This is a genomic window from Rhizobium sp. LjRoot258, assembly GCF_964254185.1.
GTDB lineage: Bacteria > Pseudomonadota > Alphaproteobacteria > Rhizobiales > Rhizobiaceae > Rhizobium.
The window spans coordinates 4033302-4059418 of the sequence record NZ_CAXUST020000001.1 but is presented as its reverse complement, the minus strand read 5'-3'; the positions used below and the strand labels follow the sequence as shown (position 1 = coordinate 4059418).

At 60.2% G+C, this 26117-nt stretch carries 25 protein-coding genes; 13 read left to right on the top strand and 12 right to left on the bottom strand.

The genetic code is table 11. From position 1 onward, the window contains the following. Positions 1-43: 43 nt before the first annotated feature. The 3 genes from ACSQ9D_RS19875 to ACSQ9D_RS19865 all read right to left on the bottom strand — a co-directional run bounded on the left by ACSQ9D_RS19875 (position 44) and on the right by ACSQ9D_RS19865 (position 1761). Positions 44-619: a TadE/TadG family type IV pilus assembly protein gene (locus tag ACSQ9D_RS19875; RefSeq protein ID WP_436283584.1), complete on the bottom strand. Its 576-nt coding sequence runs from the start codon at positions 617-619 to the stop codon at positions 44-46. Next, on the bottom strand, positions 619-1236 hold the full coding sequence (locus tag ACSQ9D_RS19870) for a TadE/TadG family type IV pilus assembly protein (protein ID WP_436283583.1): 618 nt from the start codon (positions 1234-1236) through the stop codon (positions 619-621). Before ACSQ9D_RS19870 ends, ACSQ9D_RS19875 begins: the two co-directional genes overlap by 1 nt. 114 nt (positions 1237-1350) lie before the next feature. Continuing rightward, positions 1351-1761 (bottom strand): pilus assembly protein N-terminal domain-containing protein, encoded by a 411-nt coding sequence (locus ACSQ9D_RS19865; RefSeq protein ID WP_436283582.1) that lies wholly within the window; start codon positions 1759-1761, stop codon positions 1351-1353. 407 nt (positions 1762-2168) lie between these two features. Here ACSQ9D_RS19865 and ACSQ9D_RS19860 point away from each other — a divergent pair, with 407 nt between their 5' ends. The 10 genes from ACSQ9D_RS19860 (at position 2169) to ACSQ9D_RS19815 (ending at position 11679) form a co-directional block, all read left to right on the top strand. Further along, a complete protein-coding gene (locus tag ACSQ9D_RS19860) occupies positions 2169-2366 on the top strand; it encodes a Flp family type IVb pilin (protein ID WP_024313413.1) in 198 nt (65 codons plus the stop codon). A gap of 95 nt (positions 2367-2461) precedes the next feature. After that, a complete protein-coding gene (locus ACSQ9D_RS19855; protein WP_436283581.1) occupies positions 2462-2974 on the top strand; it encodes an A24 family peptidase in 513 nt (170 codons plus the stop codon). 110 nt (positions 2975-3084) lie between these two features. After that, positions 3085-3900 carry a Flp pilus assembly protein CpaB gene (gene cpaB / locus ACSQ9D_RS19850; protein WP_436283580.1) on the top strand — a complete coding sequence of 272 codons (816 nt, stop codon included), beginning with the start codon at positions 3085-3087 and terminating at the stop codon, positions 3898-3900. Between the two features lie 11 nt (positions 3901-3911). Then, entirely contained in the window at positions 3912-5417 is a 1506-nt protein-coding gene (locus ACSQ9D_RS19845; RefSeq protein ID WP_436283579.1) for a type II and III secretion system protein family protein, read from the top strand. A 17-nt stretch (positions 5418-5434) separates the two neighbouring features. Continuing rightward, the gene (locus ACSQ9D_RS19840) at positions 5435-6160 is read left to right on the top strand and encodes a CpaD family pilus assembly protein (protein ID WP_436283578.1); all 726 of its coding nucleotides are present in this window, start codon (positions 5435-5437) and stop codon (positions 6158-6160) included. A gap of 18 nt (positions 6161-6178) precedes the next feature. Continuing rightward, the gene (locus tag ACSQ9D_RS19835; protein WP_436283577.1) at positions 6179-7456 is read left to right on the top strand and encodes an AAA family ATPase; all 1278 of its coding nucleotides are present in this window, start codon (positions 6179-6181) and stop codon (positions 7454-7456) included. Between the two features lie 29 nt (positions 7457-7485). Then, positions 7486-8955, top strand: a complete 1470-nt coding sequence (locus ACSQ9D_RS19830; RefSeq protein WP_436283576.1) for a CpaF family protein — start codon at positions 7486-7488, stop codon at positions 8953-8955. Positions 8956-8959: 4 nt separating this feature from the next. Beyond that, positions 8960-9967 (top strand): type II secretion system F family protein, encoded by a 1008-nt coding sequence (locus ACSQ9D_RS19825; RefSeq protein ID WP_436283575.1) that lies wholly within the window; start codon positions 8960-8962, stop codon positions 9965-9967. Positions 9968-9979: 12 nt separating this feature from the next. Next, on the top strand, positions 9980-10963 hold the full coding sequence (locus tag ACSQ9D_RS19820) for a type II secretion system F family protein (protein ID WP_436283574.1): 984 nt from the start codon (positions 9980-9982) through the stop codon (positions 10961-10963). A gap of 83 nt (positions 10964-11046) precedes the next feature. Continuing rightward, complete coding sequence (locus ACSQ9D_RS19815) at positions 11047-11679, top strand: LysE family translocator (RefSeq protein ID WP_436283573.1); 633 nt, start codon at positions 11047-11049, stop codon at positions 11677-11679. A gap of 2 nt (positions 11680-11681) precedes the next feature. Here ACSQ9D_RS19815 and ACSQ9D_RS19810 read toward each other — a convergent pair whose 3' ends face one another. After that, positions 11682-12512: a tetratricopeptide repeat protein gene (locus ACSQ9D_RS19810; RefSeq protein WP_436283572.1), complete on the bottom strand. Its 831-nt coding sequence runs from the start codon at positions 12510-12512 to the stop codon at positions 11682-11684. Positions 12513-12653: 141 nt separating this feature from the next. Between ACSQ9D_RS19810 and ACSQ9D_RS19805 the strand changes: the two genes are divergently transcribed. From ACSQ9D_RS19805 to ACSQ9D_RS19795, 3 genes are all read left to right on the top strand, one after another. Next, positions 12654-14042: a leucyl aminopeptidase family protein gene (locus ACSQ9D_RS19805; RefSeq protein ID WP_436283571.1), complete on the top strand. Its 1389-nt coding sequence runs from the start codon at positions 12654-12656 to the stop codon at positions 14040-14042. A 117-nt stretch (positions 14043-14159) separates the two neighbouring features. Beyond that, complete coding sequence (locus tag ACSQ9D_RS19800) at positions 14160-14510, top strand: MarR family transcriptional regulator (protein WP_024313401.1); 351 nt, start codon at positions 14160-14162, stop codon at positions 14508-14510. Between the two features lie 10 nt (positions 14511-14520). Next, positions 14521-15378, top strand: a complete 858-nt coding sequence (locus tag ACSQ9D_RS19795) for an NlpC/P60 family protein (RefSeq protein ID WP_436283570.1) — start codon at positions 14521-14523, stop codon at positions 15376-15378. Here the strand turns inward: ACSQ9D_RS19795 and ACSQ9D_RS19790 are convergent. The 8 genes from ACSQ9D_RS19790 to ACSQ9D_RS19755 all read right to left on the bottom strand — a co-directional run bounded on the left by ACSQ9D_RS19790 (position 15371) and on the right by ACSQ9D_RS19755 (position 26065). Beyond that, positions 15371-16762: an amidase gene (locus ACSQ9D_RS19790; protein WP_436283569.1), complete on the bottom strand. Its 1392-nt coding sequence runs from the start codon at positions 16760-16762 to the stop codon at positions 15371-15373. The genes ACSQ9D_RS19795 and ACSQ9D_RS19790 overlap by 8 nt on opposite strands. Before the next feature lie 7 nt (positions 16763-16769). Further along, on the bottom strand, positions 16770-17660 hold the full coding sequence (locus ACSQ9D_RS19785; protein ID WP_436283568.1) for an ABC transporter permease: 891 nt from the start codon (positions 17658-17660) through the stop codon (positions 16770-16772). Position 17661: 1 nt separating this feature from the next. Next, positions 17662-18609: an ABC transporter permease gene (locus ACSQ9D_RS19780; RefSeq protein ID WP_436283567.1), complete on the bottom strand. Its 948-nt coding sequence runs from the start codon at positions 18607-18609 to the stop codon at positions 17662-17664. Between the two features lie 47 nt (positions 18610-18656). Further along, positions 18657-20186 (bottom strand): ABC transporter substrate-binding protein, encoded by a 1530-nt coding sequence (locus ACSQ9D_RS19775; RefSeq protein ID WP_436283566.1) that lies wholly within the window; start codon positions 20184-20186, stop codon positions 18657-18659. 146 nt (positions 20187-20332) lie between these two features. Continuing rightward, entirely contained in the window at positions 20333-21253 is a 921-nt protein-coding gene (locus ACSQ9D_RS19770) for a LysR family transcriptional regulator (RefSeq protein WP_436283565.1), read from the bottom strand. Positions 21254-21271: 18 nt separating this feature from the next. Then, the gene (locus ACSQ9D_RS19765; RefSeq protein WP_436283564.1) at positions 21272-22303 is read right to left on the bottom strand and encodes a P1 family peptidase; all 1032 of its coding nucleotides are present in this window, start codon (positions 22301-22303) and stop codon (positions 21272-21274) included. A gap of 120 nt (positions 22304-22423) precedes the next feature. Continuing rightward, a complete protein-coding gene (locus ACSQ9D_RS19760; RefSeq protein WP_007529092.1) occupies positions 22424-22618 on the bottom strand; it encodes a hypothetical protein in 195 nt (64 codons plus the stop codon). A gap of 519 nt (positions 22619-23137) precedes the next feature. Next, positions 23138-26065: an aminotransferase gene (locus ACSQ9D_RS19755; RefSeq protein WP_436283563.1), complete on the bottom strand. Its 2928-nt coding sequence runs from the start codon at positions 26063-26065 to the stop codon at positions 23138-23140. Positions 26066-26117 lie beyond the last annotated feature (52 nt).

Sequence of the window (26117 nt, the reverse complement as noted above, 5' to 3'; positions counted from 1 at the left end):
CTTATAACGGCAGAGCGCGCTTGGCAAACCTGCATCCGCTCAGTCAGCAATCGCCGCACGTGACAGTAGCGCTCGCACGGGGGAGATAGAAGTAACTGCGGCTGATGGTGATCGTGCTGTCGTTCGGCACCAGGTTTGGTGCAAATAGGAAGAGCTTATACGGAATGCTGAGTTCGGTACGAACCAAAAAGATATTGGCTCTCTTCATGTCGGCCGGCACCGTGGTGGCGGAATTGGCCACGTATGGACGGCTGCCATCCTGCGCCCACGACCATGCCACTGTCGGGTTTCCAGTACCATCGAGAGCGATGCCCGTGATCTTGATCGTAAGGCCGGTCGAACCGTAGGGGACGAACACCGCAGAGGCCACCGAGGGCATATCGGCGAGCCAAGCTTTGGTCACGCTTTTCTGTTGGGTCACAACATCCGTGATCATGCCAGCTGCCCGGCTCGCGCGCTTGCTGATGCTGAGACCAATCGTGATCTCGAATGCACCGATGTAAAGCATCACCAGGATCGGGAACAGGATGGCAAACTCGATCGCGCCCACGCCCTGCCGGTCGCTGATGAAGCGTCTTGCGAGCCGATGAAGCCTGATCAATACGCCTCGACCTGCCATCAGGGGTACTGCTCGTTCTGGAACGCCGTCGTGGCGACCATTAGAAAATATGAGGAAGAGCCGTCGGTAGGGCGGACGTTCGTAATGTAAGGCCTTATCAGGTCGGTGATGACTTGCCAGCGGTAATAGGCCCGGACCATGTTGATCGTGCCAGAACCGCCGGGAAGATATTTGAAGTCCGAGGTCTTGATGTCCGCGTAGGCACTGGTGGACGTCCTCGGTATCGTCGTCGGAATGGCAGCAAATGTGGAAAAATTCTGTACGTCGATGAACAGCTTGCTCGGGGTCGCCACTTCCGTTGTAGAGCATTTTATCAGAATTGAAATCTCATCGCAGAACGCCGTCCTGAACGCTGTCACATCCGTATTCGCGGGTGTGATCTGGCCGGTCCGCATCTTGCGGCTCATCGTATCCACGGCATTGGACAAGAGCTCCTCGCCGGCAAAGGCAATGAATGTCTCGATGATCGCAAAGACCACCAGAAAATAGGGTATGGCGAGGAGTGCAAATTCGATAGCGGCCGACCCGTCGCGAGAGCGCGCAAATGCGGTTAACCGCGGCCGCTTCCGCCGATGAGGGCGGGAGGCCGCGTCCGCTGCTTGATCCGTTTCCTTCATGGCATGCATCCGGGGACAGCTTCGACTACACCGTTTTAAAGGGTGATCGTTGATTTTCCGTTTCAAGCCGGATCAGAAGTTTAACGGACGTTTGCAAACGCGATTTTGGGGCTACTATTGAGCTGCCGCTGCAGCCTCCGCTCCTTGCTGGCTATGCTGTTCGCAATTCGGGGTACAGGAAAGGACCGACCGCTCCGTCTGTCGAAAGACGCGGACGGTGTTTGCCTCGTCGATCGACACCAGGATGCTCTCGTCCAAAATCGCGTTACCGTCAGCGTCGAGCAACACGAGGTTGGTCGTTCCGAAGCTACGTCCCGTCAGCACGATCGTCTTAGAATCAGCGACCGTTGCGTCGGCAACCTTGGCGTTGCCGACGATGACCTTACTTACCGGGCGATCCAGCTTCAATACACGCGCCTGGTCCATATAGACCCGCAGAACATCCTGCTGCGCGTGCGCAGACGTACAAAGGCCGAGAACGACAAGAAAGCTGGCTAGGAAAATCCTCTTGCCACTCAGGGGCATTTTGGTTCTCTTCTGAAGAGGTTGCGACGATTTTTAGAGAACAGCATGAGAAAAATTGGTGAATGAAGCTTTAATTCTTTTCTGACGTGCGCAGGATTCCAGCGGCTCGCACCCATAAAGAGACAATTTTCTCGTGATGCAATGCGTTTGCTGGCCGCCCCGAACATCGGCGGAAGCTCCGACAAGCCACGGAAACTTAAATTACTGCAAGGTACGCAGGGCCTTTCCTAGATTTCTAGATATTCAGGAAAGATAATACTTACCATTCTTAAGTGTCGCTCGGTATTTACGAAGTGGTAACCCAACTCTTTAAGTTGATAGAAACAGGCGCTGGTTAAATTGTGGCAATCCGATCAACGGCAACAGTTGGCGGACGTGCTGAACCTCAACTGGAGTTAGGAGTTACCATGACCAAGCTTGTTAGCCGTTTTCTGAAGGACGAATCCGGCGCGACCGCAATTGAATACGGCCTGATCGCAGCGCTGATCTCCGTCGCGCTCATCACCGGTGCATCCGCACTGGGTAGCAAACTGAACATCCTGTTCAACAACCTGTCTGTCACGATGAACTCGGCGGCTGGCAAGGCTAACGTTACCCTTCCTTGATCGACAGGGATATTGGCGAGACTTGAGGGCGTTTTGCCAAAAGCAGGCTCACAGGCTAACGCTGTGAGCCTTTTTTATTCACCGGGATTTACGGAATGATCGCAGCCGCCGTCTTTGTGATTTTCCCGCTCTGCCTTGCCATCGCCGCGTTCTCGGATCTGTTTACGATGACGATCCCCAACCGCGCATCGATCATTCTTTCTATCGCATTCCTGGGAGTCGCGACGCTGGCGGGAATGCCGCTCTTTGTGATAGGAACGCATCTCGCTGCTGCATTTTCGGTTCTCGCTGTCTGCTTTGTCCTATTTGCCCTGAATATCATGGGCGGCGGCGATGCGAAGCTGCTAGCATCAACATCTCTCTGGTTTGGTTTCGATCCTGCTCTTGTCGAGCTTCTGGTCTATGTCGGCGTATTTGGCGGCATCGCGTGTTTTGTGATCCTTCTGATCCGTACACAGGCCCATGTCATCCTCGCCGTAGGACTACCGATTCCCAACTCCATCCTTCTTGCCAAGAAGATCCCCTACGGCATTGCTATCGCCGCAGGCGGCTTTATTGCCTTCCCTTCCTCCCCGCTCTTCATTGTGGCGTTGGAAAGCCTGAAGTAACGGCAAATTAAGTCTCCGTTAACTTAAAATCGAAGGCTTTCATTAACTATAATTACACCAATTGCGGGCCATTCTTCGGGCGAATATCGCGAATCCCCGAGGAACATTCGATGAGACCCGCCCGCCTTTTGATACTTGGAGTGGCTGTCGTTGCAGCCGGCCTTGCCGGTGTGCTGGCGATGAGCCTCGCGGGACGCGGTTCCGTCGTCACCCAGGTTCAATCGGTGGTCGAGAAGGAGCCGACCGTCAACGTGCTTGTCTCCAGCGCCAATCTGCCGGTCGGCGCACGACTGGACGACAAGGCCGTGCACTGGATGGCCTGGCCGCAGAGCGCAGTCGTCCAGGGCTTCATCACCGAGGCTGACAAGCCCGATGCACTGAAGAACATGCAGGGTGCCGTTGTTCGCCTGCCGATCTTCGAAGGCGAGCCGATCCGCGCCGAAAAGGTCGCGGATTCGAGCAGCCGGATCATGTCCTCGCTCCTGCCTTCCGGCAAACGCGCGGTCGCAACGGAAATCTCGGTCTCCACAGGTGCCGGCGGCTTTATCCTGCCGAACGACCGTGTCGACGTGATCATGGTTCGCAAATCCAAGGAAGCCGATAAGTATCTGACCGAGACGGTGCTCAACAATGTGCGCGTGCTCGCGATCGACCAGCAGATCCAGGAAAAGGAAGACGGCTCCAAAGCCGTGGTCGGCACCACCGCTACACTGGAGCTGACCCCCGACCAGACCAAGGTTCTGGCCGTCGCACAGCAAATCGCCGACCGGCTGTCGCTGGCATTGCGCTCCGTGGCCGATGCCCAGGAGCAGGATACCAGTGCTGCCGACTACCTCCTCAGCGGTGACAACGGCAGCGCCATCGTTCAGGTCATCAAATCAGGCTCAATCGTTACAGACAGCATCAGCGCGCCGAAGGCCGAGTAAAGGAAATGGGAATGGGCAGTTTGAAGCGCCACATGAAGCCCTTGATGGCAGGGTGCTTGTCTTTTGCGATTGGGTTCTCCGGCGTAGCGCCGGCTTTTCTTGCTCCTGTCCTCGGTACCAGCGCCGCATGGGCGAATTCCGACGGCATGGTCACGATAACCCAGTCGGGTCCCGGTGCTCATCGCAGCCTGAAACTCGGTCTGAAGAAGGCGATCGTCGTCGATCTGCCGGTCGATGCCCACGATATCCTCGTCTCGGACCCTTCCATGGCCGACGCAGTCACCCGCAGCTCGCGCCGTATCTACCTGTTCGGCAAGACAGTCGGCCAGACGAACATTTTCATTTTCGGCGCCGATGGCCAGCAGATCGTCAGCCTCGATATCGCGATAGAGCGCGACGTCGCCGGCCTCGAAACCAATCTCCGGCGCTTCATCCCGGACTCCTGCATCAAAGTCGAGATCGTGTCAGACAACATCGTGCTGACCGGCACCGTACGCACGCCACAGGACGCTGCCCAGGCCGCGGACCTGGCACAGGTTTTCCTGAAAGGTGGCGAAGCGACGACGCGCACGGAAACTGCCAGTGGTTCGGGCGGAGAAGGCTCGGTGGCACTGTTCGCTGAAGGTCGCCAAGTCTCGCAGGTCGTCAATCTCCTGCAGATCCAGGGCGAAGATCAGGTCACGCTGAAGGTCACCATCGCAGAAGTCCGAAGAGAGGTGTTGAAGCAGCTCGGCTTCGACAATCTGGTCTCCAATTCCAAGGGTCTTTCTGTCGCCCAGCTGGGCTCCCCTAACGTAGATAGCGCGACCGCGGTCGTGGGCGGCGGTCTAGCCGCCCTCTTCAAGAGCTCGATCGGAAAATACGATATTTCGACCTATTTGAGCGCGCTTGAGCAGGCGAAGGTCGTCAAGACGCTGGCCGAGCCGACGCTCACGGCGATTTCCGGCCAGGCAGCGACCTTCAATTCGGGCGGTCAGGTGCTCTATTCCACGACGGACAATGACGGCAACGTCACGATCGTTCCGTACAATTACGGCATCAATCTCGCCTTCAAGCCGGTGGTGCTTTCCTCCGGTCGCATCAGCCTGGAGATCAAGACCAACGTATCGGAGCCTGCACCTTCGGTTTCCGGTTCGACGCCAACCTATCAACGCCGTGCTGCCGAGACCTCCGTCGAGCTCCCCTCCGGCGGTTCCATCGCGCTTGCCGGCCTGATCCGCGACAACGTTTCCCAAACCTCAAACGGTACGCCCGGCGTCAACAAGATCCCACTGCTTGGCACTTTGTTCCGGCAGCGTACGGTCGAGCGTGACGAGACCGAACTTGTCATCATCGCAACGCCCTATCTCGTTCGCCCGGTTGCCCGCAATCAGCTCAACCGTCCGGACGACAACTTCAGCCCGGAAAATGACGCTGCGGCTTTCCTCCTCAATCGCGTCAACAAGGTTTACGGCGGCCGCGAAACACCCGTCGCCGACGCTCAATTCCATGGCTCCATCGGGTTCATCTACAAATGAGCGCGCCAGGATCAGCAATGGCACAACACAGAGATCAGCCGATGGCCCACAAGCAGAACACCGCGCATCAATCCCGCCTTTCGAAATCGCTGCTGACCCTGGTCGCGGTGGCGGCCGCCCTGCTTTCCGGCTGCGCCTCCCACGACGAACTGACGACCGGCGGCATCCCTGACGACTATCGCCAGCGCCACCCGATCGTGGTTGCCGAAGCCGAGCAATCGGTTGATATCCCGGTCGCTTCGACGGACCGCCGTCTCAACATCGCCCAGCGCGACATGATCCGCGGCTTCGCGCAGAACTACACGTCGCGGGCGACCGGACCGGTCTACCTGCTGACGCCCGAGGGATCGCCGAATGCGACAGCCGCGCGTCAGTTGCGCGGCCAGGTTCGCGCCGAACTTTCCGCCCGCGGCATCGCGAGCTCCAAGATCGTCAACAGCTCTTACGCAGCCGCCGGTGCGGGCGACGCAGCACCCATTCGCCTGACTTTTGTCGGCACGACGGCAATGACGTCACAGTGCGGTCAATGGCCGAGGGACATGATCAACGATTTCAGCAACCAGAATTACTACAATTTCGGCTGCGCAACGCAGAACAACCTGGCCGCACAGGTGGCGAACCCGGAAGACCTGATCGCGCCTCGTGGCATGACTCCGATCGATGCGACGCGTCGCAACGCCGCGATCAAGGAGTATCGCGAAAGAACAAGCACGATCGAAGAAATTGGCTCCAGCACCTTCTGATCAGTTTAGGACCGAACGATGAGTACAGTCGAATACGAGATCAAAAATACGACGGAGCTGCGCAACACCGAGGATGCCATTCGCATGGCCGAACTCGAGAACATGCGCCCACTTCCTCGCATATCGGTGCACGCCTTCTGCGAGAGCGAAGAATTGCAGCGGGTCATGGAGCGTTGCAGCCATGACCGTCGCATGTCGAAGGTCGGCCTGCGCATCACCAGCGGCGGCACCGCGGCAGCTGCGAACATGTTCGCGACTGCGCCGACACCGAACTTGATCATTCTCGAAACCAAGGCGGGAGCCGCCAATCTGCTGAACGAGCTGGCGCCGCTTGCCGCCGTTTGCGACCCTTCCACCAAGGTCATTGTCGTCGGTTACTACAACGACATCGCGCTTTACCGCGAACTCGTACGCAATGGGATTTCCGAGTATATGGTCCAGCCCGTTGCCATGTCGGACATCATGATGGCAATGGCCACGATCTTCGTTGACCCGGATGCGGAGCCGCTTGGCCGCAGCATCGCCTTCATCGGTGCCAAGGGCGGCGTCGGCTCCTCGACGATCGCCCACAACTGCGCTTTTGGCATCTCCAATCTTTTTTCGACCGAAACGATCCTGGCCGATCTCGATCTGCCCTATGGCACGGCCAATATCGACTTCGACCAGGACCCGACCCAGGGCATCGCCGAGGCCGTCTACGCGCCGGACCGCCTGGATGAAGTGTTTCTCGACCGCCTGCTGACGAAGTGCTCCGAGCATCTGTCACTGCTTGCGGCACCCTCGCTTCTCGACCGCGCTTATGATTTCGAAGGACAGGCGTTCCAGCCTGTTCTCGAAGTTTTGCAGCGCAACGCCCCCATCACCGTCCTCGACGTGCCGCATGCCTGGTCGGAATGGACGCGTTCCCTGCTGGCCAGCGTAGACGAGGTCGTCATCTGCGCGTCCCCCGATCTCGCCAACCTGCGCAACGCCAAGAACATGGTGGATGCGCTGCGCAAGATGCGGCCCAACGACAAGATGCCGCATCTGATCCTCAACCAGGTCGGTATGCCGAAACGACCGGAGATCAACCCATCCGACTTCTGCGAGCCGCTGGAAACCGACCCGATCGCGATCATCCCCTTCGACGCCAACCTCTTCGGCAACGCGGCCAACAGCGGTCGAATGATCTCTGAAATGGATGCGAAGTCGCCGACGGCCGAGACGTTCTCGCAGATATCGCACATCGTAACCGGGCGGATCGCTATCAAAAAGGCACGGAAGGGCGGATTGCTCGGCCTCTTAAAGCGCAAATGACGCCCGCCAAGAGTGAATTGGAATAAGGCATGTTCGGAAAACGCGGAAACGAAGGATTTGGCAAGGCGGGTGGCACGATCGCACCGCCCCCGTCGGCGCAACAATCCTCCCCGTCGGCACCTGCGGTTCTGGTCGAACCGCAGCGCGAACCTTCGCGCCAGCAGGTTTCGCCGCCGCCGATGCAGATGCCGCAGCGCAAGCGCCCTGCCCGTACCGACGAATACTACGATACCAAAGCGCAGGTCTTTTCCGCGCTCATCGATACGATCGACCTTTCGCAGCTTGCCAAGCTCGACGGTGAAAGCGCGCGCGAAGAAATCCGCGACATCGTCAACGACATCATCACGATCAAGAACTTCGCGATGTCGATCTCCGAGCAGGAAGAACTGCTCGAAGACATCTGCAACGACGTTCTTGGTTACGGCCCGCTCGAACCGCTGCTCGCACGAGACGACATCGCCGATATCATGGTCAACGGCGCCGGCCAGACCTTCATCGAAGTCGGCGGCAAGACGATCGAATCCGAGATTCGCTTCCGCGATAACTCGCAGCTGCTTTCGATCTGCCAGCGCATCGTCAGCCAGGTCGGGCGCCGCGTCGATGAATCGAGCCCGATCTGCGACGCGCGCCTGCCCGATGGTTCCCGTGTCAACGTCATTGCACCACCACTCGCCATCGACGGACCTGCACTGACGATTCGTAAGTTCAAGAAGGACAAGCTCACCCTCGAGCAGCTTGTCCGTTTTGGCGCCATCACGCCGGAAGGTGCGACGCTGCTCCAGATCATCGGCCGCGTTCGCTGCAACGTCGTCATCTCAGGCGGTACCGGCTCTGGCAAGACGACGCTGCTCAATTGCCTCACCCGCTACATCGATGCGGATGAGCGCGTCATTACCTGCGAAGACACTGCCGAACTGCAGCTGCAGCAGCCACATGTGGTGCGCCTTGAAACCCGCCCGCCGAACATCGAAGGCGAAGGCGAGATCACGATGCGCGATCTCGTCAAGAACTGCCTGCGTATGCGTCCGGAACGTATCATCGTCGGTGAAGTCCGCGGACCGGAGGTCTTTGACCTGTTGCAGGCAATGAATACCGGCCACGACGGTTCCATGGGCACGATCCACTCGAACTCGCCGCGCGAATGCCTCAGCCGTATCGAGTCGATGATCGCAATGGGCGGCTTCACATTGCCGGCCAAGACGGTGCGCGAAATCATTTCCGGCTCGGTCGACGTGATCATCCAGGCGGCCCGTCTGCGTGACGGCTCCCGCCGTATCACGCAGATCACCGAGGTGATCGGGATGGAAGGCGACGTGATCATCACCCAGGATCTCATGCGCTATGAGATCGAGGGCGAGGACGCATCCGGCAAGCTCGTCGGCCGGCACAAGTCGACCGGGATTGGCAAGCCGCATTTCTGGGACCGCGCCCGCTACTTCAACGAAGAAAAGCGCCTTGCTGCCGCGCTCGACGAAATGGAAGCCAAGTCCAAGGATTAGTGAGATGTTCGGGTTCGATCCTGTTGTGTTGGCCATTGTCGTGCTTGCCGCCGTTGCGGCCGGCGCCGTCTGCTATGGCCTTCTCTTCACGCGGATGGAGACCGAAAAAAAATCGGCAAGCCGCGTCAGCCGCGTCGCTTCGGCGGAGGCAGACAAAGCCAACATGAAGGCGGCCCGCGACCGCGTCCAGGAAATGTCGAAGCGCCGCAAATCGGTGCAGGATAATCTGAAGGACCTCGAGAAGCGGCAGCAGGAAAATACCAGGAAGAAGCTGTCCTTGAAATCGCGGCTGACACAGGCCGGTCTTAAGATCACGCCGGGGCGCTTCTACACGTTCAGCGCCATCTTCGGCTTCATCCTGATGTTCGTCGCCTTCCTGGCAGATGCACCGCTTATGGTCGTGCTCGGTCTGCCCATCATCGCCGGACTTGGAATGCCGCGCTGGGTGCTCGGTTTCCTGATTAAGCGGCGCCAGAACAAGTTTCTCGACGAGTTTCCCAACGCGCTCGATGTCATTGTGCGCTCCATCAAATCCGGCTTGCCATTGAACGATGCCATCCGGCTCATCGCCAACGAGGGCAAGGATCCCGTGAAGAGCGAGTTTCGCCGCGTCGTCGAATCGCAGCAGGTCGGCCTCAGCGTGCCGGACGCCTGCGCGCGCATGGTGAATCACATGCCGCTGCAGGAAGTCAGCTTCTTTGCCATCGTCATCGCGATTCAATCGCAGGCCGGCGGCAACCTTTCGGAAGCCATCGGTAATCTGGCAAAGGTCCTGCGCGATCGAAAGAAAATGAAGGCGAAGGTCAAGGCGTTGTCGATGGAAGCGAAAGCATCGGCCGTCATCATCGGTGCGCTGCCGTTCATCGTTGCGACACTCGTCTATCTGACATCGCCCGAATACATGCTGATCCTGTTTACCGACCCCCGCGGCCATTTGATCATGGGCGTTTCGGCGGTCTGGATGTCGATCGGCATTTTCGTCATGCGCAACATGGTCAATTTCGACATCTGATGGAGACGGGCGATGTCATCTGATCTCGCGACCAAACTGACAGACCCCTCCATGCTGATCGCGGTGCTCGTCGCGATCGCGGTGTTTGCCAGTCTGTACACGATCGCCGTTCCGTTCTTCGAGCGCGGCGATCTTAACAAGCGCATGAAGGCTGTATCGACGGAGCGCGAACAGATTCGCGCCCGCGAACGCGCACGCATGAACGCCGATTCCGCCGGAAAGGGCTCGCTTCGCACTCAGAACAACCGGTCGGTCCGTCAGATCGTGGAGAAGTTCAACCTTCGCGAGGCGCTGGTCGACGAAAACACCATGAACAAACTGCGCGCCGCCGGCTTTCGCTCGGAAAATGCGCTGAATATGTTCCTCGTCGCGCGTTTCCTGCTGCCGTTCCTATTCTTCGGCTTTGCGGTTTTCTGGGTCTTCGGTCTCAACAATCTGGCCGACAAGCCAACGATGATGCGCTTCCTGCTGACGCTGGGGATCGCCTATGCGGGCTTTTATGCACCGAACATTTTCATCTCCAATCGGATGTCGAAGCGCCAGCATTCGATCAAGCGCGCTTGGCCGGACGCGCTCGACCTGATGCTGATCTGCGTCGAGTCGGGCATTTCGATCGAAGCAGCCATGCGTCGTGTCTCGGAAGAGCTCGGCGAGGCTTCCCCGCCGCTGGCGGAAGAAATGATTCTGACGACGGCCGAGCTTTCCTTCCTTCCCGATCGGCGCGTTGCGCTGGAAAACCTCGGCCTGCGCACGCAGATCCCATTGGTGCAGTCCGTCACCCAGGCCCTGATCCAGGCGGATCGCTACGGCACGCCGGTTTCGCAGGCGCTGCGCGTCCTCGCGCAGGAAGGCCGTGACGAACGCATGAACGAGGCCGAGAAAAAGGCTGCTGCCCTGCCGCCGAAGCTCACGGTGCCAATGATCCTGTTCTTCCTGCCGGTTCTTGTCGCGGTCATTCTCGGACCAGCCGGCATTCAGGTGGCCGATCGCTTCTAGGCTTCCATTTCCGTAGGGCTGGCCATCGCAACGCATCGGGCATAGGTTGGCCGGCATCTCCGTGACCAAGCAGGGGCCCGACGATGTCGTCCACAAGCATCTTCCTGAGTATCATTGCGGCCCTGTCGATCGGGGCGATGAGTCCCGGTCCGAGCTTCGTCCTCGTTTCACGCATTGCGATGTCGCGTTCACGTCTGGACGGGCTTGCGGCGGCGCTCGGGATGGGCATTGGGGGCGTTGCCTTCAGCGTGTTGGCGCTGGCGGGGCTGACGGCGCTGCTCTCGCAATTCGAATGGCTCTATCTGGCTCTGAAGGTGGCTGGCGGAGCCTATCTCGTTTACATCGCCTTCAGAATTTGGCGTGGCGCACGCGAGCCGATCCACGTCGGTGATGCAGGAAGCGATCATCGGGCACTCGCCCGAAGCTTTACCACGGCTCTCCTGACACAGGTTAGCAACCCAAAAGCGATTGTCGTCTACGCAAGTATTTTTGCAGCCTTGCTGCCGAAGACGGTTCCGCTTGGGCTTATTTTCGCGCTGCCGATTGGCGTCTTTGCGGTTGAAGCTGGTTGGTACACAGTCGTGGCGCTCGCATTCTCGGCAAAACATCCGAGGCGGCTATACCTCGCTGCGAAGACCTGGATCGATCGCCTGGCTGGGACGGTCATGGCCGGCCTCGGCGTGCAGCTCGTCACCTCGGGACTGGCCGGCCGCTAAGATCAGTTTGTGCTGGTGGAAGCGCTACTGCCGCTATCCTTGGCCGCGAGCTTTTGCCAGGAATTCTGTTGCGACAGCATCGAGCGAAGATAGGCGACGTTGGCATCGGCCTGCTGCTGCGAAAGCTCTCCGCGCGCAATCTTTTCTGCCTCGGGGAACCGGCCCTGAAGGCCGACGACGAGTGCGAGATTCTGGCGGACTCGACTGTCAGCCGTGGGCTGCCCTGCGGCCTGGCGCAAATAGGTCTCGGCCGTCCTGAGGTCGCCGGTCAGCACATAGGACATGCCGAGATTGGACAGGATCGATGCCTCGCCCGGCTGGATATCGAGCGCTTCGCGGTAGCGTTGGCGCGCCTCGGCAGAGCGCCCGAGCTGATCGAGGATCGCGCCTTCCGCCGATGTGAGCTTCCAGTCCGGACGGTCAGGGGTCTGGGCGCGGCCGATCGTATCGAGCGCCTGCTGCAATTGACCGGCCGCCGCCTGCGCCTTTCCGTAGGCCGCCAGGACGTTTCGATCGGTCGGGTTGGCAATTGCAACCTGCTGCATGACGGCGAGCGCCTGCGCATCGCGGCCCTGCATCCGAAGGAGATTCGCATAGTTGACGCCATTGATGGCATCGCGTGGGTTCTTTTCGTACGCCTGCCCTACACGCTCGGTTGAGCTGCGCAGCTCGGCGTCATTCATCGTTTCGACCGGCTTGGTGAGTGTCGGCACGGATCCCGTCGTCATCCGATCCTTGGTCGTCGTGCAGCCGGCAAGTGCCAGCATGACGAGCGCGGTCGCAACGCCCTGAAAAACACGGGTTTTGAGAAAACTATTGGCCGAAGCAGGCATCGTGCGTCCCTGAGATCCGAATTGGCGTCTGACCTCAAAGCGGAACAGGGAAAGGTTTTGACGCAATCTTCACTCCAGCAATAGTCTGTTAACCCTAACAGACCGTTAAGACGTGATTCCCGGACGCCCCGAAGGATAAACATGGCACCCTATCAGTTCATCGAGAGACCGACCCCGTTCAACAGCAAGGGCGGCTCGACCCTGCCGATCTTTGCCGTCACCCCGGCCCACATAGAAACCGGCACGATCGACCCGATCGCACTCGATTGGGCCAAGAAGGCGGGCTACAAGGCCGAGAGTGGCTCGTTGCTGCTCATTCCAACTGAGGAAGGTCATCTCGGCGGCGCACTGTTCGGGCTCGGCATCAATCCGTCCGAACAACCCTACATCACCGGCAAGCTTGCCCGCACGCTGCCGGCCGGCGACTGGCATATCGAAACAGCGCCGCTGACGGCAAACCGCCTCTCTCTAGGCTTCGGCCTCGGCAGCTATCGCTTCGACCGGTACAAGTCGGAGAAGTCTTCGGCTCCGACGCTGATGATCCCGCGCGATGCCGACGGAGCGGATATCAAGCGGCAACTGGCGGGCGTCTTCCTGGCACGCGACCTGATCAATACGCCCACCAACGACATGGGGCCGAACGAGCTGGAAGCCGCCTTCCGTGGCCTGGCTGCCCACTACAAGGCCGAGATCAATGTCGTCAGCGGCGACGACCTCCGGCAGAACTTCCCGCTCGTCCACACCGTCGGTCGCGCAAGCGCCGATGCACCACGCCTGCTCGAGTTGCGTTGGGGCAAGAAGGGCCACCGCAAGATCACGCTGGTCGGCAAGGGCGTCTGCTTCGACACCGGCGGCCTTGACATCAAGCCGGCATCTTCGATGCTGCTGATGAAGAAGGACATGGGCGGCGCGGCAAACGTCATGGGCCTCGCGTTGATGATCATGGACGCCAAGCTCAAGGTCGATCTCAGGGTAATCATTCCTGTCGTCGAAAACTCGATCTCAGCCAATGCCTTCCGTCCAGGCGACATCTACCGGAGCCGCAAGGGGCTGACGGTGCAGATCGACAATACCGACGCCGAAGGCCGTTTGATCCTGGCTGATGCCCTTGCCTATGCGGATGAGGATGCGCCTGACCTGCTGATCGACATGGCGACGCTGACGGGTGCTGCCCGTGTGGCCCTCGGTCCCGATTTGCCGCCCTTCTTTACCGATGACGTTGAACTTGCTCAGGACCTGACCGAAGCAAGCCTTGAGACGGACGACCCATTGTGGCGACTGCCGCTCTATGCCGGCTATGAAAAGGATATCCGCGCCAAGTTCGCCGATATTACCAATGCGCCCGCCGGTGGCATGGCCGGCGCGATCACGGCCGCCTTGTTTCTCAAGCGCTTCGTCTCCAACACCACGAGCTGGGCGCATTTCGATATCTACGGCTGGGCGCCTTCGGAAAGACCTCACTCCCCCGGCGGCGGCGAGGCGCAGGCAATTCGCGCGCTCTACCATCACATCCGGCAGAGCGTGCGTTGAACGCTGATCATTAAAATTCTATTCACCGTGACGGGCGGCAGAATCTGTCGCCCATTGCGTCGCACGGTGCACTGTCGGAAAATGGAACGCAGACGTAACGAGTTTTCCGGAGGACCCATGCCGATCGAACTGACGGCTTCGCAGGCATTGGGCCTGTGGCATGGTGTGACGCTCGATCAGGTTAGGCTCGACGATCGCGATTTGACGTTGCGCCAGATGGCGATCCTGCTGCATATCTATCTCGTGCCGCCGCCACACACCGTGCGCGGTCTGGCGGCGACGCTCAACGTGACCAAGCCTGTCATCACCCGGGCACTGGATACGATGGGCGAAATGGGTCTGGTTGACCGCGTGCGCGACGAACGAGACCGGCGAAACGTCGTGATAAAGCGTACCGTGGGAGGTGCGCTCTATCTGGAAAAGCTTGGTGATCTCGTGCGTGACCAGGGTCGCCGCCTGACACCGTGAAAGGGATAGAATGACGATGCTTGACCGCCGCCTGCATGCCTACCGAGCGGACCTTGCAGAAGCAGGGCTTGAGGGTCGCGTCGATGCCCTGCGCTTCGTTGCCGGTGCGCCGGCACAGGTAACCGTGCCGGTCATCGGGCTCAGGCCCGAGCCTGACCTTGCCAAGGGGATCGATACCGAACTGCTCTTGGGCGAGGACGTCACGGTGTTCGACCGCGCAAACGGCTGGTGCTGGGTCAAAGCCGCCTCTGATGGCTATGTCGGCTATCTGCCGGAGACCGCCGTTTCGAACTCGCTCGTTGTGCCGACACATATCGTCACGGTCCAGCGGACCTTCCTCTATCTGGAGGCGGAACTCCGCAAACCCTACAAGACCATTCTGTCCATGGGCAGCAGAGTTCAGATTGTCGGCGAGGCGGAAACGCGCGGCAACCGCTATGCGATGCTGGAAGACGGCACAGCGATTTTTGCCAAGCATCTGCAGCCGATCGGCGCGGGCGAAGGCGGCGACTATGTCGAGGTGGCAAGCCGGTTCCTTGAAACCCCTTATCTCTGGGGCGGTCGTTCCGGACTTGGCATCGACTGTTCAGGCCTCGTCCAGCTTTCGATGCTGATGACGGGACGAAGCGCGCAGCGCGACACCGACATGCAGGCGGCAACCCTCGGGGAGCCGATCGGCCGGTCCGAGCTGCTCCGCGGCGACCTGGTGTTCTGGAGGGGGCACGTTGCCGTCCTTGAAGATCCGGAAACGATTATTCACGCCAACGGCCATACGATGACGGTTGCGCGGGAAAACTTCGAGGACGCGATCAAGCGCATCGGCTGGCTTTACGAGCAGCCGACAGGTTATCGTCGCCCGCTCACCTGACTGGCGGCTTCGGCCATGACCTGATCCCGCCAGTCCAGCTCTCGAAAGCCTTCGACAGCCTCAGGACAAGCATATCGTCAAAGCGCGGGCCAACGATCTGCAATCCCATCGGCATTCCGGATCGCGAAAAGCCGCAATTGATCGATGAAGCGGGCTGCTCGGACATGTTCCAGGGCACCGTGAAGCAAATGTGTTCAAAGGGGCGTGCCGGATCGTTCGTCGGGGACGCCCATTCGGCGGGATAGGAGACGATGGGGTTGGTCGGCGAAATCACTGCGTCGACCTTCGTGAACAGCCTGCCGCAGCTCTTGCGCATCTCGATCGTCTGATTGAAACCCCTGACGGCATCGGCGCCGCTAATCGACGCGCCGCCCTCAGCCCACGTATAAATGTAGGGCAGGATGCTGTTTCGACGCTCTCGGCTCAGATTCTCAATATCGCCCCAGAAGCGGGAACGCCAAAACGTGTCCAGGCCGTCCAGCATCTCCCGCGTCAGAACAGGCTGAACCGGAATGACAATCGCGCCGGCATCTTCAAATCGCTGCCCCGCCGCCTCGACCGCCGCCTGCACCTCGTCATCAACCGCGAGACCGCATCCGGCGTCCAGCATAAGCCCTATCTTCAGTCCGCGAACGTCGATCTCGAGATCCATCCAATCGAAATCGTTCGGGGGCAGGCTGGTGCCATCGCGCCAGTCCGGGCGCGAAAGTGTCGCCATCGCAAAGGCAGCATCCTCGACCGTGCGCGTCATCGGCCCCGCACAGCGGCCGACATAGAACGGATCGACCGGAATGCGGCCATGGCTCGGCTTGAAGCCAAAGATCCCTGTCCAGCCTGCCGGCAGACGCACCGAGCCGCCGATATCGGTACCCACGTGCAGGGGTCCGTAACCCGCAGCTGCGGCAGCAGACGCGCCGGCACTCGAGCCTCCAGGATTCTGCGTCATGTCCCAGGGATTTCGGCTCAGAGGGTGGAAGCTCGAGAGGCCTGAGGAGAGCATCCCATAGTCCGGGCAGGTGGTCTTCGCAAAGAGCACTGAGCCGTCCTCGCGCAGCCTTGCGGCGGCGGGGGCATCCTCGGTCGCAGGCTGCAACTCAATCGCTCTGGTCCCGAGCGGCACCGGCTGCCCCTTGGTGGCAATAAGCTCCTTCAGCGTCGCCGGGATACCATCGAGCATGCCAAGTGTCGTGCCTTTTATCCATCGGTCGGTCGAAGCTTGCGCCTGCTTGCGCGCTGCATCTGGATCATAGGCATAGAGGGCGCAAATGGCGGGCTCCCACGCTTCGATGTGTCGCTCCAGCGCCAGCCAGTACTCAAGCGGGGACAGGCTCCGATCGGCGAAGCGCTGCCTCAATTCGCGGATCGTTAAATCGGTTTCGGACATGGCATTGTCATCCAGGCGTGTGGTTTCGAGGACGAACGCGGCTCGCTTCGCGCGGGTCGAGCATGTCACGCAGGCCGTCGCCGAGCATGTTGAAGCCGAAGACGCAGAGCGCGATGGCAAGGCCAGGCAGGATTGCCAGCCACGGCGCAAGCGCAAGGTAGGTCTGCGCGTCGGCAAGCATACGACCCCATGTTGGCGCAGGCGGCGCAATGCCGAGGCCAAGGAAGCTGAGCCCTGCTTCTGTCAACACCGCCAACCCCAGTTGGATCGTCGCCTGGACGATGATCTGGCTCATGATGTTCGGCAGCACATGACGGACTGAGATCGTAAAGCGGCTGTTCCCGATTGCGCGGGCCGCCAGCACATAGTCCCGGCTCCAGGCCTGAAGCGCTGTGGCGAGCGTGATGCGAGCAAAGACGGGGATCATGAAGGTTGCGATGGCAATGATGGCGGTGAGCCGACCCGGACCGAGAAAGGCCCCCAGCATCATCGCCGAAAGGATCGGCGGCAGCGCAAAGATGACATCGCAGGCGCGCATCAGCAGAGCTTCGTAGGTTCCCCGTAGAGCAGCCGCCGAGATGCCGGCAATCGAACCGAGCATGCCGCCGATCGCAACGGCGGCGATGGCGATCGAAAGCGAGTTCCAGCAACCGACCATCATCATAGAGAGGACATCCCGCCCAAACTGGTCCGTGCCGAGAATGCCGAAGGCAAGAGGCGGATGTAGCTTGTGAATGATCTGCATCTTCGCGGGTGGCAGCGGCGTCCAGACCAGCGACAACAAAGCGACGGCAATGAGCAGCGCGATGATACTGCCGCCAACGATCAGATTCATTCTCCGGCTAATTTCAAATTGGCGGCGCCGAATGAGCGCTTGATTGGATACGACCGGCGCCATGTCAGACGCCCTTTCGCAGGCGAGGATCGATCGCCAGGTAGGACAGATCGACGATGAAGTTCATGACGATGACGAGCGCGGCAAAGAACAGCACGACATCCTGCATGACGACGATGTCACGCTGCGACAGGGCCTGATAGGCAAGACGCCCGAGGCCAGGAAGATTGAAGACATTTTCAACGAGAACTGCTCCCGCAACCAGGAAGGTGAACTGCAGCCCCAGGATCGTCAAAACAGGAACGAGGGCATTCGGCACCGAGTGGCGCCATAGGACTCGCTGCTTCGACAGTCCCTTGGCAAGCGCCGTGCGCGTGAAATCCTCATGCATGGTCTCCAGAACGGCAGAACGCGTGACGCGTGCCAAGACGGCCGCCTGTGGCAATGCAAGCCCCACTGCGGGCATGATAAGCGCTTTGAGAGCCGACCCGATGCCGGAACTCCATCCCGGGAATCCTCCGGCCGGCATCCAGCCGAGCGTCGTTGAAAACAGCATGATCAGCAGCAACGCCACCCAAAAGCCCGGGACAGCGATGCCTATCTGCGAAAATATCGAAGCGACAACGTCCGGCAGCCCGCCTCGATGAGACGCTGCAAGGACACCCAGAGGGATGGCGACTGCGACGGAGAGGGCGATCGCCAACAGCGCCAGAGGCAGCGTGACCGCCAACCGTTCAAGGATCAAGCCGGCAACCGGCACGCCATAGGTATAGGATTGGCCGAGATTGCCGCGGAATACGCCGACCAGCCACTCGCCATAGCGCCAAAGGAGCGGCTGATCGAGTCCAAGCTCGTGACGGAGGGTTGCGAGCGTTTCCGGTGAAGCCGACGTGCCGAGCATGATGGAGGCCGGATCACCCGGCAGAAGATCCATCACTGCAAAGATCAGCAGTGAAACGACGGTGAGCGTGACGATTAGACCGGCGAGGCGACGGGACAGAAGCGCTATCATTTCACGTCCGGTATTGTTCGCCGCCCCGCCATGTCATCCATCCGCAATCAGTCTTCCCAGGAGACGTTCGTGAGGACGTTCGAGGGAATCGGCTCGTTATCCCAAAGACCCTTCAGCTTCTTGTCCCAGACGCCGAGCTTGGGCATGACGAAGAGATAGAGCGCCGGCACATCCTCGGCCAGAACCTTCTGGGCCTCCCCGTAGATCTTGGCCTGCGCCGCGGGATCCGAGGTCTCCTGCACCTTCTTCATCAGGTCGTTGAACGCCGGATTCTTGTAATTGAAGTAGTACGGATCGCGCGCGTATATGTCGATGTCGAGCGGTTCGGCATGTGCGACGATCGTCATATCGTAGGCGCGGTCCTTCATGACATCCTGCACCCATTTGGCCGGAAACTCGGTCGGCACGATGTTCATCGTCACTCCGATTTCGGCCAGCATCGCCTGCATGACCTGCGCGCTTCGTGGCGCATAGGCCATTTGCGGCGACTTGATCGTGAAGCTGAAACCATTGGGATAGCCGGCTTCGGCAAGCAGCGCCTTGGCCTTTTCAGGATCATAGGGCAGAACGCCAGTGAGATCGACGTAGCCGGGGTCGTTCGGCGTGTAGTGGCTGCCGATCGGCGTGCCGAGGCCTGACCAGGCACCGTCGATGACCGTCTTCCGATCAATCGCCATCATCAGGGCCTGTCGCACGCGCTTGTCGTCGAACGGCTTCTTGGCGTTGTTCATACCGGCCACGACCTTGAGCTCGGTATTGCCGATCCTGGTGGCAAGCCTCGCATCGCCGTCAAACGAACCCATCAGCTCGGGCGCCGCGAACTCGGGAATGGCGTCGACATCGCCAGACTTCAGCGCCGCGGCCTGGGCCTGCGGATCGGCAACAAAGCGGAACGTCACCTTCTCGAGCTTTACCGCAACCTCCTTGTTCCAATAGTCGACGTTCTTTTCGAGTTCGACCTTGTCGCCCTTTGCCCAGTTCACAAACTTGAACGGACCTGTGCCGATGGGATTCGTCTTGTCGTCGGCGGCGGAATTCGGCGCCACCATGACCGAGGCAGGCCAGCCAAGCCAATAGAGGAGACTGCCTGTCGGTGCGGTGAGGCGCAGCACGAGCGTTTCCGGGTCCGGCGTCTCGATGGAAGCGATCGAGGTGAAGAAACGCTTCTGCGGGTTTACCGAGTCGGAACCGCGGGCACGATCCAGCGCGAACTTCGCCGCAGCAGAATCGAAAACCTCGCCGTCGTGAAATTTGACGCCAGTTTGTAGCTTGAAGGTATAGACGAGACCATCAGGGGAGACTTCCCAGCTCTTGGCAAGTTGCGGCTGGACCTTGCCGGCCTCATCAATCGCGACAAGGCCTTCGAAGATATTCTGCCAGGTCACCTGCCCGATCGCGACAGGGGCCGCGATCGTCGGATCCAAACCGGTCGGTTCCACGGTCATGCCGAGGGTCAATGTGGTTTTGGCCGCTTGCGCCGGGGTGAGCCCCAGCAAAACAAGACCGACAGAAACGGCCGCCCCGAGCGAAAGTCGCTGAACCAGCCGCGCCGACGGCGCGAGCGAAACCTTCATCATTATGTTCCCCTGTCTGGCCGCTGCCGTAGCTTCGACCTTTGCGAGCTAAAGTGTCATTCCCGGAGTGCACACACAATGACGATTATGTGTTCTCGGCGTAGCCGAAAGTGCTACACTCGAAGCTGTGGTCCGAGCAAGCCCAGGGACTAATCTTTTGCTCGCGGTCTTCCCTCCGCGCGCTCGCGCATGAACCGTTCAATGAAATCGACGAGCTTTGTGGCCGCAAAGGAAAGCTGGCGATCAGGAGCGACGCAGAGATCGACATAGGTGCGTATCGCGTTTTTTCCCGCCAGCGGAATGGCGCGGAGTTGGCCCGCCTCGATTTCACGGCGGACGGTCAGTGCCGGCAGCAAGGTAACTGCGGCGCCGCTCAAAACCAGTTCCTTGAGCATTTCGAGCGAGCTCGTGACGAACACAGGCTCGACATTCAACCCCTCCTTCTCAATGCGTGCATCGAAGGCCTGCCGGAAGCTGAAGGACTGATCGGGAAGCGCCAGCGAATACTCGGCGATATCCTTCAGCGGGATCTCGGCCCGATCCGCACCAGGATGCGTTGGCGCGACGATCAGGTCATAGGCGATTTCTGAGCGCAACCGTACCTTCGTGCCGGAGAGCGGCGGCGCAAACAGCGTTACCGCGATATCGGCTTCAGCGCCGTTCACCGCTTCAATCGCCTGGCGTGCACTTGTTATCGCGACTTCGAAGCGCAGTTTTGGATACTTCAAGCTGAACTCCGCCAGCGCCGGAGCGAGCAGATTGGCGACGGTGGCGCCGTTGGCATAGATGCTGACCCGGCCGCGCTGCAGCCCCTTCAGATCCTCGATCAGCTGGCCGACGTGATCGAGTTCGCGCAGTGTCCGACCCGCACGCGCCGCAAGCAACTCACCCGCCGCCGTCAGTTTGACGCCGCGGGCGCTGCGCTCCACAAGCGGCGCACCGAAGTGATATTCCAGGTTCTCGATCTGCCGGCTGATCGCCGTCGGCGCAACGTTCAGATTCTCCGCGGCCTGGCGCATGGAGTTGGTGCGCACCAGCTCGTCGAAATACATCAGGGCCCGGATCTGCATTTCGTGGTCTCCGCCGCTTCAGGCAATATCGCCCTGTTTAAGCGATCTTGCGCGATCAGGGTAGCGATCTCGCCAGGCCGGCTGCGCGCCGACGACCGGAAGTGCAGTGGCCTCGTAGACACCGCGCGCGATGGCGCGTGCCATCACCATTGTGGCAAGATGGCACAGCTCCAGAAAGGCAGGCAGATCCTGCCGCGGCTTCCTGCCCGTCGAGGCGGCAAAAACAGTGTCGCCATCAAGGGGCAGATGAGCCGGCAGCAGACCACGGGCGAAGCCGTCATGGGCCATTATCGCAAGGCGGTGCGCCTCCTGCTTGGTCAATTCGGCATCGGTGACGATGGCGCCAATCGTCGTCGCCGTGGTGCTCATGCCTTTCAGCCGCATGTGCGTGTCGGCTTGCGAGATTGGCGAGGGCAAGCCGAGGCCGCCGAACTCTCCGTTCTGCTCGAAAGGCGCGGACCAGAAATGCGGCCCCTCGCCCACCGTTGCCGAGCCAAGCGCATTGACGGCGACGATCGCCGCGATCTTCAGGCCGGTGCTGGTTTCGGCGCTTGCCGAACCGAGCCCCCCTTTGAAGGTCGCGGTCGTTGCACCCGCGCCCGCACCAACGGTGCCGAGCGCGAATTGCCCTTTCTCCGCCGCCTTGAAAGCTTGATAGCCCATTTCGCGATAGGGCGACTGCAGACCCCAGTCTTTGTCGCCGCCATTCAGCAGGTCCATCAGGATTGCCTGGGGAACGATCGGCACCTTCACATCGCCGACAGGAAAGCCTCGGCCGATGTTCCGCAGACCTGCCTGGACGCCGCCCGCAGCGTCAAGACCGAAGGCCGACCCGCCGGAGAGCACAAACGCGTCAACCGCGCCGACCGTCATCGACGGATCGAGAAGCGCTGTGTCGCGGCCACCGGGCGCACCGCCCAGCACGACCCCAGACGCCGTGGCCGGTTCGTCGAAGACGATGACGGTTACACCTGAGCCGAGCTTCAGATCCGTCGCGTTTCCGACTGAGACGCCTTCAATGTCGGTGATCAGATTCAGCAACCGCACCATCCTGGTTTGAGCAAGAGCGCGCGATAGGACCGCAACGGCGATCAAAAGACAAGACCGGCCTCACCTTTGGCAAGACCGGTCTGAAATCTGTCAAGGCTGGTTAGGCCGTGCTTCATGCCCTCAGGCATGAATGGGCTTCGGGTGACGACGGGTCATCAGATCATGGATCGCGAGCTTCACTTCCGCCGGCGAGCTGAAATGCTGCTCGTCCAGATCGTGGACGTGAAATTTCACTGCGATGAACTTCAACCGGTTCTCATCCGGGATGACGATCCCGACGGGAACGCCTGCGTACTCGATTACTTCTTTTTTCATGCGTAGAACTCCTGCCGCGCGGTATGCGCTGGCGATGGCGAATTGACTTGTCTGATTCCGTTAAAGGTGGACGAAGGTCACATTCGACAGTTCGGGCGGGAGAGGGCGCCCGGACGGTCATTGCCAAGCACGGATCGCCCAAGGAAATCGGCGAGAGTATCGATTTTCGTCATGTCTCGTTCCTTTCTCTGGCGTTGCGCTTGCTTGAGGCTCTGGCTTTCCAGAGCCGGCGATGACGGCGCTATTAATCTACCTCATTGGTAGACTATACGTCGCAGTCAATCAGAAACATATTCCGAAACGTGTCAAAAAATCGACCATTCGGAAAATTTCATTCCATCATATTCGAATTGACTGCAAGAACCCTATCAAGTCTTTGTGCAATTCGCGTGACGGTCCGAAGCTCTCTTTCGATCACGGAGCAGACATAGGAAGTGCCGCTGATTCCGGCAATGGGGCATTTGATTAAAAATGCAAAGCCGCGAAATGACCGAAATGGTTAACGCTGCCACAAACGGCCTACCACCCCTCCGAGAGCACCTTTTCCAGCATGTCGACGAAGAAATCGGCACTGTCGACTGTCAGACAGAGCGGCGGCTTGATCTTCAACACATTGAGGTGATCGCCGGTCGGCTGCACTAGGACGCCGAGATCGAGGAGGCGGCTGCAGATTGCCGCCGTCTCCTCCGTCGCCGGCTCCAGCGTCGTTCTGTCGAGGACCAGTTCGAGGCCGAGATAAAGCCCCATGCCATGCACGGCGCCGACGATCTCATGGCGCTCGATCAGCGCCACCAGACGACCCTTGAGGTGATCGCCGACATCGCGCGCGTTCTCCTGCAGCCTTTCATCGGCCATGATATCGAGCACCGTCATACCGGCCACACAACTGACCGGGCTGCCGCCGGTGGACGAAAAGAAATAACCTTCCTTTTCCAGCGAACCGGCAATGGCCCTGGTCGTGATCACAGCGCCGAGCGGATGCCCGTCTCCCATACCCTTCGCGAGGGTGATGATGTCGGGGACGGCACCCTGCTGCTCGAAGCCCCAGAAATGGTGCCCAAGCCGTCCGTAGCCCACCTGCACTTCGTCGGCGATGCAGACGCCGCCACGGGCCCGGATCTGTCCGTAAACCGCCGCAAGGTAACCGTCCGGAAGCGAAATGCCGCCGGCATTTCCATAGACCGGCTCGGCAATGAAGCCGGCCAGTCCCTCGCCCTTTGCGTCGATGGCTTCAAGGACCTCAACCACCGCTTCCAGGTAGCCGGTCGTTGATTCCGAACCACGGAAGGCACCCCGATATGTATTCGGCGAGGGAACGGCATGCACCCAGTCGGGCCGCGTCGTCAGAGCCTGCGGATTGTCGGCGATCGACGTGGAGACTGCATCACTTGCAACCGACCAACCGTGATAGGCCTCAAGAAGGCTGACCATAGGCTTGGCGCCCGTGTGGGTCCAGGCAAGCCGAAGGGCGAGGTCGTTGGCCTCCGATCCGCTGTTGACGAGAAAGACTGCGTCCAGTCCCTCTGGAGCAAGTGAGGCCAGGCGCTCTGAAAATTCGGCAATGGCGGCATAATGAAAGCGTGAATTGGTATTCAGCCTCAGCCACTGCTCGCTGATCGCCTCGGCCAGGCGCGGATGACCATGACCAAGAATGGTGACGTTGTTGAGCATGTCGAGATAGGCGCGCCCCTCGACATCGAACATATGCTCTTTCCAACCGCGCTCCATCTGCGGCGGCGTCTCGTAATAGTTCTTCTGCGGCCGTGCGAGATGAGCCTCTCTGAGTGCGAACAATTGCGCGGACGCCGGCTTCGGCGCATCGACGCCAGCGCCGAGAAGGGCTGCCGGCGACGGGCATAGTTCCGACCAGGCCACTGCCTGCTGCGGACCGCAAAAGAGCGGCGGCTCCGCGCCCTGCAAGGTGGAGAGCTGCACCCGCAGCCCGCCGAGAGATCCGCTTTCACCGGAGATCGTCCCGAGCGGCTGCCCTGTCTCGACCTCCGCCTCATCCTCAAGCGAGGGCTCAATTCCATCCAGATGAAGGTTGACGCCCTCGCCTGCCAGAATGAAATGGTGGTTCTTCCAACTGACCCTTCCGGCAAACGGGGCGGCAACCGTGCTGCCACCGGCAAGGCAAATGTCGGAATGCAGTGCAAAGGTCGCGGACGGCGTGGCGCTATGAAGCTTGGAGCGCGACAATCTGTATTCGCCGTAGCGTGTCGCCGCAGTGCCGGTCTCGGCCGCCGCGCGGGCAAGTAACCGCCAATCCATGTCGGCCTGCGACCAGTTGCCGGCGGCGAAATGCGGGCTCTGGACACCGAGATCGACAAAGGAAATCGTCGCCGGGTCGATGTCGGGAAACAGCGGACGCCAGTCCTGCGTCGAAAGCGTGGCCGTTTCCATGCCCACCGCCTTCAGGACAGCGATCTCCATGAGTTCGAACGGAACAGAGACCGCCGTGTCGAATATGCGGCGCTCGAGCTCGAGATTGCCGCGAACATAGTCGTTCTCGGGGTCGATCGAGATCTGCTGCTCGCTGCTGGCGACAAGGATGACGGCGCGCGCAACCACCAGGGGCCAAAGAGCGCGCAGTTCCTCCTGCGTGAGCGGATAGACTTCGTGATAGGCCTTCACCGCCGGAAGAATGTAGAGCGGGTCGCCATCCGCCTGATGCAGCAGCGAGGCGCAGGTCACCGCGAGATCCCCGACCAGCCAGCCGCGGATGATATCGCCGAAATCGATGACACCGTCGGGAACCAGACGAGCGCGGCTGTCGCGATGACTGACGACGTTGTCACCCGTCACGTCATGATGCACGGCCTGCAAGCGCAAAGACGGCGCCAAAGGCTGGATTCGCCGCACCGCGGCCACCATCGTCTTGGCGATGCGATCGCGTGCGGCGCTGTCGGTGATCGCCGACAGCAGCTGAACGGCGACCGGGCCTGCGCGGCGCAGGTCCCATTGCAGGCTGCGATCGAGGCCAGGATGCGTGAAATCGGCCAGCGACTGCGCCAGGCGGGCGCAGAGACCCCCAAGCGCGGAAACCGACTCCTTCGGCAAGTGCTTGCGATGCGTCAGCCCCTCGCCTTCGAGATACTCCAGCAGCCGAACCTGAAAGGTCTGGTCGCGCACGGTGACGGCCACGATGTCCTGCCCGTCCGTCGATGGGATAACCCGCGGAACGCGCGGCGCATTCTCTTTCGTGCCGATGTGGTGGATCGCTGCGTTCTGTGCCTCGAGTTCCAACGTCTCATAGGTCACGTGGCATATCTTGAGCACGTAGCGCCGTTCGCCGGTATCCAGGCGATAGTTGCGATCCTGCTGGCTGCCGAGCTCGGCGATCGTTCCCGACAAGCCATATCGCGACTGAAGAATGTCGCCAGCTTCTGCGGCGGTCACGTCCGGGCGTGGCAACGTCGCGCGATAGGCAAGCGTCTCGTCAGTCATGGCATCCCCCGCGGCATGATTCGATTCTGCAGACTAAGCAGATAATCGAATC